At 62.1% G+C, this 13,343-nt stretch carries 11 protein-coding genes; 3 read left to right on the top strand and 8 right to left on the bottom strand.

Features of this window, described 5'->3' with window-relative positions; translation table 11 throughout:
• Positions 1 to 662: 662 nt before the first annotated feature.
• The 3 genes from KVG85_RS11070 to inhA form a co-directional block, all read right to left on the bottom strand.
• Entirely contained in the window at positions 663 to 2,228 is a 1,566-nt protein-coding gene (locus KVG85_RS11070; protein ID WP_217863877.1) for a methyl-accepting chemotaxis protein, read from the bottom strand.
• Between the two features lie 102 nt (positions 2,229 to 2,330).
• On the bottom strand, positions 2,331 to 3,122 hold the full coding sequence (locus tag KVG85_RS11065; protein WP_122506493.1) for a CPBP family intramembrane glutamic endopeptidase: 792 nt from the start codon (positions 3,120 to 3,122) through the stop codon (positions 2,331 to 2,333).
• 147 nt (positions 3,123 to 3,269) lie between these two features.
• Complete coding sequence (inhA, locus tag KVG85_RS11060) at positions 3,270 to 3,956, bottom strand: isonitrile hydratase (RefSeq protein WP_217863876.1); 687 nt, start codon at positions 3,954 to 3,956, stop codon at positions 3,270 to 3,272.
• Positions 3,957 to 4,045: 89 nt separating this feature from the next.
• Between inhA and KVG85_RS11055 the strand changes: the two genes are divergently transcribed.
• Complete coding sequence (locus KVG85_RS11055; RefSeq protein ID WP_122506491.1) at positions 4,046 to 5,029, top strand: GlxA family transcriptional regulator; 984 nt, start codon at positions 4,046 to 4,048, stop codon at positions 5,027 to 5,029.
• Here the strand turns inward: KVG85_RS11055 and KVG85_RS11050 are convergent.
• The 4 genes from KVG85_RS11050 to KVG85_RS11035 all read right to left on the bottom strand — a co-directional run bounded on the left by KVG85_RS11050 (position 4,998) and on the right by KVG85_RS11035 (position 9,785).
• Positions 4,998 to 5,885: an alpha/beta fold hydrolase gene (locus KVG85_RS11050; protein WP_217863875.1), complete on the bottom strand. Its 888-nt coding sequence runs from the start codon at positions 5,883 to 5,885 to the stop codon at positions 4,998 to 5,000. The genes KVG85_RS11055 and KVG85_RS11050 overlap by 32 nt on opposite strands.
• Before the next feature lie 186 nt (positions 5,886 to 6,071).
• On the bottom strand, positions 6,072 to 7,898 hold the full coding sequence (locus tag KVG85_RS11045; protein WP_217863874.1) for a glycoside hydrolase family 15 protein: 1,827 nt from the start codon (positions 7,896 to 7,898) through the stop codon (positions 6,072 to 6,074).
• Positions 7,891 to 8,691, bottom strand: a complete 801-nt coding sequence (locus KVG85_RS11040; RefSeq protein ID WP_217863873.1) for a glucose 1-dehydrogenase — start codon at positions 8,689 to 8,691, stop codon at positions 7,891 to 7,893. Before KVG85_RS11040 ends, KVG85_RS11045 begins: the two co-directional genes overlap by 8 nt.
• A gap of 89 nt (positions 8,692 to 8,780) precedes the next feature.
• A complete protein-coding gene (locus KVG85_RS11035) occupies positions 8,781 to 9,785 on the bottom strand; it encodes a family 2 encapsulin nanocompartment cargo protein terpene cyclase (protein ID WP_110647023.1) in 1,005 nt (334 codons plus the stop codon).
• A 244-nt stretch (positions 9,786 to 10,029) separates the two neighbouring features.
• On the opposite strand from KVG85_RS11035, the gene KVG85_RS11030 reads away from it, so the two are divergent.
• Positions 10,030 to 11,202 carry an MFS transporter gene (locus KVG85_RS11030; RefSeq protein WP_217863872.1) on the top strand — a complete coding sequence of 391 codons (1,173 nt, stop codon included), beginning with the start codon at positions 10,030 to 10,032 and terminating at the stop codon, positions 11,200 to 11,202.
• 111 nt (positions 11,203 to 11,313) lie between these two features.
• Here KVG85_RS11030 and KVG85_RS11025 read toward each other — a convergent pair whose 3' ends face one another.
• Complete coding sequence (locus KVG85_RS11025; protein WP_217863871.1) at positions 11,314 to 12,447, bottom strand: cupin-like domain-containing protein; 1,134 nt, start codon at positions 12,445 to 12,447, stop codon at positions 11,314 to 11,316.
• Positions 12,448 to 12,583: 136 nt separating this feature from the next.
• On the opposite strand from KVG85_RS11025, the gene KVG85_RS11020 reads away from it, so the two are divergent.
• Positions 12,584 to 13,324, top strand: coding sequence for a thioesterase II family protein (locus KVG85_RS11020; protein ID WP_217863870.1), 741 nt, complete (start codon positions 12,584 to 12,586; stop codon positions 13,322 to 13,324).
• The last annotated feature ends 19 nt before the right edge of the window (positions 13,325 to 13,343 follow it).

Here is a 13,343-nt window from a genome sequence, read left to right as displayed (position 1 = left end):
CATCTAATCTGTGGTCACCGCAGATCCAGTGTAGGAGTGAGCCTGCTCGCGATGGCGGCTTGCCAAACACCAAAATTTCAGATCAAGAACAAAAAGCCCGGACAGCTTTCGCGGTCCGGGCTTCCAGGATCAAAAGATCGCAGCCTTCGGCGGCTCCTACAGTGACCGAGCAGGAGCTGCCGAAGGCGGCGATCTTTTTGATTTACCGGTAATGGGAAGCCAGCCAGTGATCACAAATGTATCGAACACTTTCTGCCCATCACGTGCGGCTTGCCGAACATCAAGGAATGTCAGCTCATCTCGAACTTTCGGTTTAGCGGGTTTTCGGGCGGGGGTTGTATTCATGCTGGCCGGTATGCGTGACTGAGTAGCGACCGGCAAACGATAGAACCTAGCCTCAGCGAGCACCAGTCGGCTCGTTCTGGCGCAGTTGTAGGCAGTATCTGTTTTGCTTGAGTGAGATCGACGTCGGCATAGAAGGCTCTTCGCGAGCAGGCTCGCTCCCACAGGGATTGTCGTCGGACACAAACTGTGGTCCCAAGCAGTTCCAATATGTGAGCGAGCTTGCTCGAGAAAGCGGTCTGCCAAGTGCCATCACTTTCAGGCAAGCAACAAAAACCCGGAGGCTCTCGCTTTCCGGGTTTTTTTTGTCACCAGTTCAATCAGCGGTTAAACCGCGCCACCAACGAATACTGCGTGTTGGCCGTCTTCGTCAGCTCTTCACTCAACAACGCCGAGTTATGCGCTTGCTCGGACGTCTGATCCGCCAGTTCCGAGATATTGCTGATGTTGCGGCTGATCTCTTCAGCCACGGCACTTTGCTCTTCGGTCGCGGCGGCGATCTGCGTTGTCATGTCGGTGATGTTGGCCACCGCTTCGCTGATGCCGACCAGTGCCTGATCCGCTTCCAGGACCCGCGCCACGCCTTCTTCGGCCTGGCGATGGCCGGCTTCCATGGTCTGCACGGCGCTGGAGGCGGTCTGTTGCAACTTGGCGATCAGGGCATGGATCTGCCCGGTGGATTCGCTGGTGCGTTGCGCCAGTTGACGGACTTCGTCAGCCACGACCGCAAAACCTCGGCCCATTTCGCCGGCACGCGCAGCCTCGATGGCGGCGTTGAGGGCGAGGAGGTTGGTCTGGTCGGCGATGCCTTTGATCACGTCGACCACGCCGCCGATTTCGTCGCTGTCCTTGGCCAGTTGCGTCACGGTCAGGCCGGTTTCGCCGACGACCACCGACAGGCGCTGGATCGCTTCGCGGGTTTCGCCGGCGATGTCGCGGCCGCGGCCGGTCAGGCGGTTGGCTTCCTGGGTGGCGTCAGCGGTGCGCTGTACGTGGCTGGCGACTTCCTGGGTGGTGGCGGCCATCTGGTTGACGGCGGTGGCGACCTGTTCGGTTTCCACGCGCTGGCGTTCCAGGCCGGTCGAGCTGTTGTGCGCCAGGGCGTCGGACTGCTTGGCCTGATCGGTCAGGTGCTCGGCGGTGTCCTGCAAGCGGGTCAGGCAGGTTTTCAGGCGTGCTTCCTGGCTGAGGATCGACATTTCCAGACGCGCCTGCGCGCCACGGCTGTCGGTGTACATCTGCGCGATCAGCGGGTCGGAGGTGGTCTGTTCGGCCAGGCGCAGCAGGCGCTTGAGCCCGCGTTGCTGCCATTGCAGGCCCATCAGGCCCAGCGGCACCGAGAGACCGGCGGCGAGGGCGAAGCCCCAATGCGAGTTCAGCGTCGCGCCGATCATGAAGCTCAGCTGGCTGACCAGAATGAACGGCAGCCAGTCCTGCAGTAGCGGCAGCCATTTGTCCGTCGAAGGAATCGCCGACTTGCCCTGGTTGATGCGTTGGTAGAGCGCTTCGGCGCGGCGGATCTGTTCGGCGGTGGGCTTGACGCGCACCGACTCGTAACCGATCACCTGATTGCCGTCGAACACCGGTGTTACATAGGCGTTGACCCAATAGTGGTCACCGGATTTGCAGCGATTCTTGACGATGCCCATCCATGGCAAGCCTTGTTTCAGTGTGCCCCACATGTGCGAGAACACCGCCGACGGCACGTCAGGGTGACGGACCAGATTGTGCGGCGCCCGGATCAGTTCCTCCCGCGAAAACCCGCTGATCTCGACAAAGTCGTCGTTGCAGTAGGTGATCACGCCCTTGGCATCGGTGGTGGAAATCAACCGTTGCTGAGCTGGAAAGGTCCGCTCGCGTTGTGTAATGGGCTGGTTGTTACGCATGGTTTTTCAATCCGCAAGGCTTTGAATGGTTGTCGGCGCCGACAGGTTTTTATTGAAGTTTTTTTTCAGATTTAAGTACGCCGTCGCAAAACCGCGCTTGCGTCAACTGGCCAGCATCGGATAGGTGAACAGGCCGAAGTGCAACAGGTTCAGGCCGAAATGGGTGGCGATCGCCGCGCCCAGTCCGCCGAAACGGTAGGCCAGACCATAGCCGACCCCGGCCAGTCCCGCCAGCAACACCCAGGTCCAGCCAGCACCGGCATGCACCAGACCAAACAGCAGCGAGGCCAACAGCAGCGCGAGGTTGTCGCCGTAGGGCAGGTGCTTGAGGCGACGGCTGAGTCCGCCCTGTATATAGCCGCGAAACAGGGCTTCCTCGACCAGCGTCACCAGCAGCAGATTGTTCAGCACCCACAGCCAGGCCTGATCCGGCCACTTCGGCGCCCAGGCGATTACGCCGAGCAACAATGCGCCGCCGAGGGCGAGAATCGCGCACAGCGTCAGGGCGAGGGCGGTGGCATAGACCGTCAGGCGCAACGAACGCCGCGCGACGATCCACGGACAAACCAACAGCAGCCAGAAGCCCACCAACGGTTTGTCGAGATTGAGGTACATCGCGAACGGCACGGCGTTGTCAGTGAAACGTTGCGGATTGATCACCCGGCCGTTGGCGAAACCCGGCAGCCAGTGCAGCGCCAGTGCCACCGCCAAAACGATGAACAGGCCATGGCCGAGCCAACGCGCGACCGGCACCTCTTGCTGACGCACGGCGAACGCGGCGAACAGCAAAAGCCCCACGGAGATCAACGCCAGCCAACCGAGCTGGCCGTAGCTCAGGGCCAATCCGTAACCGAGGCCGAGCAGCGCGAGATAGAGCCAGGGCAGCGCCTTCATCGAAAGTCCTTGTGCGAGATTTCTGGAAGGGGCTTTCTACACGGGCGAGGGAGGTGGGACAAGTGAAGGTGTGGCAGTGATGCCAGACACAAATCAAATGTGGGAGCGAGCAGGCTCGCTCCCACAGGTTTTGCATTCGGCTGAAGATCAGCGCAGGCCCAGTTTGGCCGCCGCGCGCTCGGTAATCTCCGTACGCAACTTCAACGAAGGCGCCGCGCGCAACCGCGCCTCATCGACCACCGCGCTCGGCGCCACGTCCGGGCTCCCAGCGTTGAACGGCGGTGCCGGGGCATATTCCAATTGCAACTGCACCAGTTGCGCCGTATCGGCATCGACCAGTTCCGCTGCCAGCACCAAGGCGAAATCGATGCCAGCGGTGATTCCGCCACCGGTAAACAGATTGCCGTCGCGTACCACCCGATCCTTCACCGCAACCGCGCCCAGGGTCGGCAGCAACTGGTGATACGCCCAATGCGTGGTCGCGCGCTTGCCCTGCAACAGACCCGCCGCGCCGAGCACCAGCGAGCCGGTGCACACCGAGGTCACGTAACGTGCCTGCGCGGCCTGGCGTTTGATGAAATCCAGCGTCTGCTGATCTTCCATCAGCGGTCCGACGCCACTGCCGCCGGGCACGCAGATTACGTCCAGATCCGGGCAATCCTCAAAGGTCGTAGTCGGTTTCAGCAGCAGGCCGGTGCTGGCCGTCACCGGCATCAGGTCCTTCCAGATCAGGTGCACCTGCACGCCGGGCAACGAGGCGAGTACGTCGTAAGGGCCGGTCAGGTCGAGTTGCTGAACCTGCGGGAATAACAGAAAACCGATCTGCAGCGTCATCGTTCTTGCTCCGTTGAAAGAAGTGGACGACTGCACTGTAGGCGCGTAGGTTCTGGCGCATACGCCAATCACCCCACGAATTACGCCAAATGCCTAAAGCCATTCACGTCCTCGCGTTTGCCAATATGCAGATTCTTGATGTCACCGGGCCGTTGCAGGTGTTCGCCTCGGCCAACGATCTGGCCCGCCAGCGTGGTTTGCCGACGCCCTATGCGCCGAGCGTGATCGCCAGCGGCGGCGGGGCGGTGATGTCGTCGGCGGGCCTGGCGGTGCTGGCCGAACCGTTGCCGCAAACGCCCAGCGACACCCTGATCATCGCCGGTGGCTGGGGCATTTATCCCGCCGCCGAAGACCAGCAACTGGTCGATTGGGTGCGCGAGCACGGCACTCATTGCCGGCGCGTGGCTTCGGTATGCACCGGGGCCTTTCTACTCGCGGCCAGCGGCTGGCTCGATGGTCGCCGCGTGGTCACCCACTGGACGCGCTGCGAGCAACTGGCCGCGCAACATCCCAATCTGCACGTGGAAGCCAATCCGATTTTCATCAACGACGGCCCGGTATGGACTTCCGCCGGGGTCACGGCCGGTATCGATCTGGCGTTGGCCATGGTCGAAGAAGACCTCGGCCGCGATATCGCCCTCGACGTCGCCCGGCACTTGGTCGTCTTCCTGAAACGCCCGGGCGGACAGTCGCAGTTCAGCGTGACGCTGGCGCTGCAACAACAGGGCAACCGCTTCGATGAACTGCACGCCTGGATTGCTGAAAACCTGACCTGCGACCTCGGCATCCCGACCCTCGCCGAACAGGCCGGCATGAGCGAACGCAGCTTTATCCGCCACTACCGCGCCGACACCGGCCAGACCCCGGCGCGGGCGATCGAATTGATCCGCGTCGAAACCGCCCGCCGACTGCTCAGCGATACCGGCCTGCCGGTGAAACGCATCGCTGCCAATTGCGGCTTTGGCAGCGAAGAGACGTTGCGGCGCAGTTTTCTCCGTGCCATCGGCGTGACACCGCAGGCTTATCGCGAGCGGTTTTCGGTCAGCGTTGCAGCAGATCCAGTATTGCCTTGAGGGTTTCCTGCGGCGCTTCTTCGGGAATGTTGTGGCCGACACCCGCCAGCACGCGGCGCTCATAAAAGCCGCTGAAATGCTCGGCATCTTCATCAACCGCCGCAGGCGGGCCGACGCCATCATCGCCACCGCACAGCGAAATGCTCGGCACGCTGATCATCGGTTGTGTGGCCAGCGCTTCTTCCATCCACTCCAGGGCTGGATCGCCCGGGGCGTAGCCGAAGCGATGCCGATAGGAATGAATCACCACGTCGACAAAATCTGGAGTATCAAAAGCGCCAGCGGTCAGCGCGTAGCGTTCGTCCTTTCGCGACCATGTCGGCGACCACAGCCGCCAGAGCAACTGACACAACTCCCGGCGATTCTGCTTAAGGCCCTCGGCGCCACGCGGCGTGTGGAAGTAGTACTGATACCAGAGCCGATGCTCGTCTTCGGGGTCCAACGGCTGGTTCGCATGGGCGATGTCCTGCACGAGGTAGCCGTCGCCGCTGACCAGCCCGCGCACTCGCGCCGGAAACAACGCCGCGACAATACACGCCGCTCGACCGCCCCAGTCATACCCGCAAAGCATGGCCTGTTCGATACCCAGCGCATCCATCAGATCGAGCAAGTCCTGCGCCATCGCAGCTTGCTGGCCGGAGCGCAGGGTTTGCGCACTGTTGAACCGGGTCGGCCCGTAACCGCGCAAGTACGGCACGATGACGCGGTAGCCTCGCGCGGCCAGCGCCGGGGCGACCTCGTCGAAGGTGCGCGGGGAATAGGGGAAGCCGTGGAGCAGAATCACCGGGGCGCCGTTGTTCGGACCGTGCTGTTCGTAGGCAATGGTCAGGGTTGGGGTAAGAACGCTCTCGATCATGACGAACCACTCCGTTTGAATCGTATTCAGACACTCTGTATCTGCGAACGGACTGCGGGTCACCGCTGCGCAGGTTTCACCATGAATATGGGCCTGAGCCAGTTGTCTGGCATGCAGGCCCGTTGTGGAAACATACCTGTCGATCAGAGATCGGTCTGACAAGCGCTGGCGAAAAAACGGTCAGCGCTAGGGCTGCCAGGAGCTCTTTTCGCCACTCAATTTTCGATCGAGAAAACTCGCCGCACTGATCAACGCCAGATGCGTCAGCGCTTGCGGCGTGTTGCCCAGGTGGCGGCCATGGCTGTCGAACTCTTCGGCGTACAGCCCAAGCGGGTTGGCATATCGCAGCAATTGCTCGAACTCCAGATGGGCTTTTTCCACCTGGCCGGCGCGGGCCAGGCATTCGACATACCAGAACGAGCACGCGGCGAACGCGCCTTCGGTGCCGCTGAGGCCATCGATGTTGGCGTCTTCGTTGCGATAGCGATAGACCATGCCGTCACGCACCAGGGTTTTTTCGATTGCTTCCAGAGTCGACAGCCAGCGCGGATCCTTGGCGCTGACGAAGCGCACCAGCGGCATCAGCAGCATCGAGCCATCCAGTGCGGTGCCGCCCTTGTACTGGACGAAATGCCCGCGTTCTTCGTTCCAGAAGTTGTCCCAGATGTCGGTGTAGATCGCTTGCCGGGTGTTATCCCAACGGGCGAACGGCGCCGGCAGCGAACGCTTGGAAGCCAGACGGATGGCGCGGTCCAGCGCCACCCAGCACATCAGCCGCGAGTGCAGGAAATGATGGGTTTCACCGCGCATTTCCCAGATGCCGACATCTTCGCTCTGCCACGTCTCGCAGACCTGATCGACCACTTCGCCGACGTGCCGCCAGCCTTCGTGGGAAATCGCATCACCGTACTTGTTGACCAGATACACCGCGTCCATCAGCTCGCCGAAGATGTCCAGTTGGACCTGATCGTAGGCACCATTGCCGATCCGCACCGGTTGCGCGCCGCCGTGACCGGACAGGTGCGTGAGTTCGGTTTCCGGCAATTCCTGCTGGCCGTCGATGGCATAGAGGATGTTGAGTTTCATCGGTTTGCCGCAGCAATCGCTGACCCGACCACGCAGCCACTGCATGTAATGGTTGGCCTCATCGACGAAGCCCAGGCGCATGAACGCATACACGGTGAACGAAGCGTCGCGGATCCACGTGTAGCGGTAATCCCAGTTGCGTTCGCCGCCGGGGGTCTCCGGCAGGCCGAAGGTGGCGGCGGCGAGGATCGCACCGTGGCGACGCGAGGTCAGCAGTTTCAGGGCGAGGGCGGAGCGATTGACGATTTCCCGCCAGCGCCCGCGATAGTTGGATTGGCCGATCCAGCCACGCCAGTATTTGAGGGTGCGCTCCATGCACAACTCGCCGGCGCCTTCGGCAAAACGCGGATCGTCGCTGCCGCCGAGCATGAACGCGGCGGTTTCATTGTGCTCGAGGGTGAACTGCGCGACGGCCGCTTGCGCATCGATTTGCAGTGCCTGATCTGAAGCCAGGCGTATCGACGGCTGGCCAGCGGCGTGGAACGTCACGTCCTTTGCGTTCATCTCTGCCCGGGTGTCGGCGCGACCATAGTCGTGGCGCACCGCGCAACGCAGGTTGAACGTCGCCGAGCCGCTGACCACGCGCACCCGGCGCATCAGCAGGGGCAGGGCGTCGACATCGTCACCGATGGGCAGCAGATCTGTGATTTCCACCACTGCGTGTTCGCTCAGCCAACGGGTCTGCAAGACGTTGGTGTCGGGCAGGTAAATTTGCTCGCGGCGCGCATCCGGCAAGTCTGGCGCGAGCTGGAAAATCCCTGCTTGCGGGGTGTCGAGCAGCGAGCAGAAAATCGTCGGGCTGTCGAACTCCGGCCAGCAGAAAAAATCCACGCTGCCCTTGTCGTTGACCAGTGCGGCGCTGCGCATGTCGCCGATAATGCCGTGGGCACCGATGGGACTTTGTTGTTCCACTTCAGGCTCAGCCATTGCCGAGAAACTCCGGATAGAGGCTCATCCCGCCATCGATGAACAGGGTGGTGCCGACGATGTAGTCAGACACATCGGAAGCGAGGAAAACCACTGCGTTGGCAACATCCTCGACATCGCCAATGCGTCCGTAGGGAATCAGCTCAAGAAGTTTTTCGCCGGCCGCGCCTTCAGTGGCTTCTGTGTTGATGGCCGTGCTGATCGCACCGGGCGCGATGCTGTTGATACGGATGCGCTGGTGGCTGACTTCTTGGGCGAGGCTCTGCATCAACTGATCGACGCCGCCCTTGGACGCCGCGTAATTGACATGACCGGCCCATGGAATGCGCTGGTGCACCGAGCTCATGTGAATGATCTTGCCCGCCGCGCGCGACACGCCTTCGCGCACGCCCTGACGCTGGAAAATCCGCAACGCCGCCCGCGCGCAGAGAAACTGCCCGGTGAGGTTGACGCCGATCACCGTGTTCCAGTCGTCGAGCGTCATGTCCACGGCGGCAGCGTCTTTTTGCAGGCCGGAATTGGCCACCAGAATATCCAGCGAGCCGAAGGCTTCGACGGTCTCGGCGAACAGCCGCTCGACATCTTCTTCTTTTGAAACATCCGCGCCGATGGCGAGGGCCTTGCCGCCTTCGGCGTTGATCTGTGCAGCCAGTTCTTCGGCGGGTTCGGCGCTGCTGTTGTAGTTGATCACGACCGCAGCGCCGGCCGCAGCGAGTGCCTTGGCGGCGGCATGGCCGATGCCGGAGCTGGCGCCCGTGACCAGCGCCACCTGATGAGCGAGGGAAATCTGCATGACGATTCGCGCCTTGGTTCCAGAGACTTAAGTAGCTGACTGATGGCCTGTGGCGAGAGTTCATCTGCAACCATGAAAAGTTGGCAGCTTCAGACCTGATAGCGGCCACTGCTGCGATGCCATTCGACGTTGCCGGCCAGCCAGCTCTTGAGTCCGCGCAGGTAGCGTTGGAGTAGCTGCGAGGCGTGCGGCAATACCGCCCGTTCTGCCGCCTCATACAGATGCATGATGTCATCGTGAACGGCAGCACTTTGCGCCATGGCCTGCGCGGGGGAGCAGCCCTGTTCCTGGATCAGCAACAAAGGCAGGTTGAAGTCACCGATACCGGCCTGCTGTTCCTTCAGCGCGGAAAACAGATCATTGGCAATGATCGTGGCGCTGGCGGCCAGCGCCGTGACGCGCCGCACCTCAGGTGCGCTGTATTCGTTGGCGGGCAATTCATACCCGCCGATGATGTCGATCAGCGACAGACACGGCAGAAAACTGTTGATCTGACGCTGAGCCAGATATTCCCAGAGCGCGGGCGTGAGCCCTTCGATACGCCAGGCCGCTTCGGCGGTCATGGTGACGAACATGGCAATGATTTCATGGCGAACGCGGGCAACCTGCGCCGCGGTCGCGAAAGTCTCGACCCGCCTCAGATAGGCACGCAGCGCGACCAGCACCGGATCGCTGTTCAAGGCCTGCTCAAGCCCCGGGCGGAACCGTGCGCTCAGGTAAACCGGTTCCAGCGCCGCCAGCGCCAGGGAAAGGCGCGGCCCGACCATTCTGGGTTCGGACCCCGTTCGCTCATCGTCGCAGTAGTAGTCGTCCACGGCGAACAATGCGGCGAAACATTGCGCCGCGAGCAACAGCCGATCGGGCTCATCGGTGTCGGTATGACACAGCATGGCGAAGCGACCGAAACCCATGGCGCGGACTTTGTCTTGCCGACCCGGGAAAATCCCCACCTGCTCGATCCACGGCATCAGCCGATCATCCACCTCGTCTGCCAGCGCGGCGTTGTCGCGAAAGGGCGCCAGGCCATACAGGGCGGGGACGGCCCAGGGCACTTTGTCCGCTTCGGGTGAGACGAACATTGACGATTCGTCCATGGCGAGGCTCCTGAGTGCGTTTGCAGGGTTCACGGTGACACATGAAGATCCAAGGCCTCATCAAAGCGCAAAAGGCAAGGGACCACACCTGTCAGGTCTGACAGGTCAGCGTGGGTTTTCGACCAGTGGTCATCGTCGTTCAGCGCTGGAAAGATCAGTGGCCTTCACAGACCGCTAACAATTGCGCGCTTCCACGGCATTCAAGGCTATGGCAACTTGGCCGCCCCTGATGAGGCTGCAATCGATGGCAAACCCCTACCGCGAATTGTTCACCGCCCCCGGTGCCCGTGCGTTTGTGCTGGCCGGGATGCTGGCGCGCATGCCGATTTCCATGACCGGCATCGGCCTGATCACCATGCTTGCGCAGTTGAGTGGCGGTTATGCGCTGGCGGGTGCGGTGGCGGCGACGTTTGCCTTGGCCACGGCGTTTTGCGCGCCGCAGGTATCGCGGTTGGTGGACCGTTACGGGCAGGGGCGGGTGCTGCCGATCGCAGCGCTGACCGGTGGCGGCGGGTTATTGATGTTGCTGCTGTGCACGCGTGTGCAGGCGCCGGACTGGACGTTGTTCGTCTTCGCCGCGCTGGCCGGGTGCATGCCGAGCATGTCGGCGATGGTGCGGGCGCGCTGGACCGAGATCTATCGTGGCCAGCCGCAATTGCAGACGGCGTATGCGCTGGAGTCGGTGCTCGACGAAGTGTGTTTTATCGTCGGGCCGCCGCTGTCGGTGGGCCTGTCGGTCGCGGTGTTTCCCGAGGCCGGGCCGCTGGCGGCGCTGTTGGCCCTGGCCATCGGCGTGACGGCGTTTGTCGCCCAGCGCAGCACCGAACCACCGGTGCACGCGCAGGAGTCGCAGGATCAGGGCTCGATCATTCGCTCGACCGACGTGCAATGGCTGCTGGCGTTGATGCTGGCGATGGGCGTGATCGTCGGAGTCATCGATGTGGTCAGCGTCGCTTTCGCTCAACATCAGGGGCAGCCGGCAGCGGCGAGTATTGTTTTGTCGGTGTACGCGATCGGCTCATGCCTGGCCGGCATCGCCTTCGGTGCGATGCGTTCGAAACTGCCGTTGCCGCGCCTGTTTCTCTACGGCGGCGTGGCGACGGCGGTGACCACGCTGCCGCTGCTTTTGGCGAGCAACATCCTTGGCTTGTCAATCGCGGTATTTATCGCCGGGCTGTTCTTTTCACCGACGCTGATTGTGGCGATGGCGCTGATCGAACGCATCGTGCCACCTGCAAAACTCACCGAAGGCCTGACCTGGCTGGTGACCGGGCTGAGCATCGGCGTGGCGATCGGTGCCGCCGGTTCCGGCGCGCTGGTGGATGCGTTTGGCGCGCGCAGCGGCTTCTGGCTGGCGATTGCGGCGGGGGCGGTGGTGCTGATTTCAGCGTTCCAAAGTTTCCGTCACTTGAAATGAAATTCCACTGTGGGAGCGAGCCTGCTCGCGAAGGCGGTGTGTCAGTAAATATCTTCATACCTGATACGACGCATTCGCGAGCAGGGTCGCTCCCACAGTTATTTTGCGGTGTTACCAGCCGCGTCCTGAGTCGACCCAGAAGTTGACTGACAGCGAAGTCGACACCGACTCCACCTGATGGAACCAGCCCTCTGGCAAAAACAGCAGATCCCCAGCCTCCAGCGTCACCCGCAAAAACGTCACCTCCCGCGCTGCCGGGAAACGTTCATAGTCCGGCGCGTCCGGGTTGAAATCGCAGCCATCCAGGCCTCCCTTGGGCGCTGTCGACCAAGTGCCCAGCGCTTCGCGGTGATGCGGCGCGGCGAGGGTGAATTTCTTCTGGCCCCAAACCTGGGCGAAGAGGTTGTCGGTGTCATCGCGGTGCAACGGCGTCAGCGTGCCCTTGGGGCCGATCCAGATACGTGGCGGAATGAACAACGACGTGTCGAAGTAGGGCGGGTACTGGATCTGCTGCAACAACTGCGCCGGCAGGATGTTGTTGCCCATGTACGCCGGCGGCTCGCCATCCGCGCCTTTGACCGCCGGGCTGTCCAGCGAGGCAATGAACTCGGCCATCGAGGTCGAGCGGAAATCACGTTCGGTGGAAAAGGTCTTCTTCACGTAATCGCCATGGCGGGTGATGCCTTGCAGTTCGGCGAAATGCACCAGCGATTCCTCGCGGCTCAGGCTGAACAATGGCCAGTCGTGCAGGGCATTACTGATCACCAACGGAATGCCGCTGGGCAAATAACGAGTTTCGAATTCGTGCCGGCTCAACTCGGCGCGCGCACGACGTTCGACGCTGGTCTGGCGAGGCAGCGCGGCAGTGAGCTTTTCGCTGAAGCGTGGCGGCGTCGGGTAGCGCTTGTTCATGTCGACCTTTGCCACCGTGCCGCCACCCTGGCGGGCGTGGTCGATGATCTGCGGCAACATCGTCGCCAGGCCCATGTTGCCGCCAATCTTCAGGCGACCGCTGGCGAACAGTTCCTCGACATTGACCACGCCGGCCATGATCCCCAAAAAGTCCTTTTCCGCGACTTCGATGGTCACGTCCGGGCTTGGATGGCGCCCGATTTCCGTGCGCTGGCTGGTCTTGATGTCGTACCAGTACGCCTGCTGCGCGCTGAAAATGAACTGGAAAACCCCCTCGATGCCGACCGCGCCGGCGTTGGCGAACAACTTGCCCAGAATGCTCTGCAGGTCCACGGTGATTCCCTCGCGATAGTTGTTTTTTTCCTGAACAGGCAACGAGCGGCTGGCGAGGGAATTTAGCGACCGGGCGACTAATTTGTCCGGCCAGTGATCCGTCTTTCTTGCAGACACATTTTTCAAGGAAAGCGCGGTGACCAAGCTGACATTGCTGTGCCTGCCCTACTCGGGCGCCAGCGCCATGGTTTACAGCCGCTGGCGGCGCCAACTGCCGACGTGGCTGCAATTGCAACCGGTGGAACTGCCGGGGCGTGGCACGCGGTTCGATGAACCGCTGCAGACCGACATGCGTGCACTGGCGCGACAATTGGCGCGCGAGCACAAAGCGGGGCTGCAAGGCCCGTATGCGTTGTTCGGGCATAGCCTCGGTGCGTTGCTCGCCTGCGAACTGGCCCATGCCTTTCGCGAGTTGGGTGTGCCGGAGCCGCTGGCGCTGTTCGCCTCCGGCACCGCTGCGCCGTCCATGCGCAGCGATTACGACCGCGGCTTTGCCGAACCGCGCAGCGATGCAGAGCTCATCGAACAGTTGCGCACCTTTCAGGGCACCAGCGAAGAAATCCTCGCCAATGAGGAATTGATGAGCCTGACCCTGCCGGTGCTGCGCGCCGATTTCATGATGTGCGGCCGCTTTACGCCTGCCGAGCGGCCCTTGCTCAATTGCCCGGTGCACGTGCTCGGTGGCAAGGAAGACCGCGCCACCACCGAACAACTGATCGGCTGGAGCAAGGAGACCCTGGGCAGTTTCTCGGTGGACATGATGACCGGCGGGCACTTCTTCATTCATGAGCACGAGGCGCGGGTCATTCGCACGATCAAGACGCATCTGGAAGTGCATCACCGGCGCCATGCGCAGGCCGCGCAACCGGCGTTCTGAGACGCGCCTCATCTATCAT

It is taken from the genome of Pseudomonas triticicola (genome assembly GCF_019145375.1).
Lineage (GTDB): Bacteria > Pseudomonadota > Gammaproteobacteria > Pseudomonadales > Pseudomonadaceae > Aquipseudomonas > Aquipseudomonas triticicola.
This window is presented reverse-complemented; position numbering and strand designations above follow the sequence as displayed.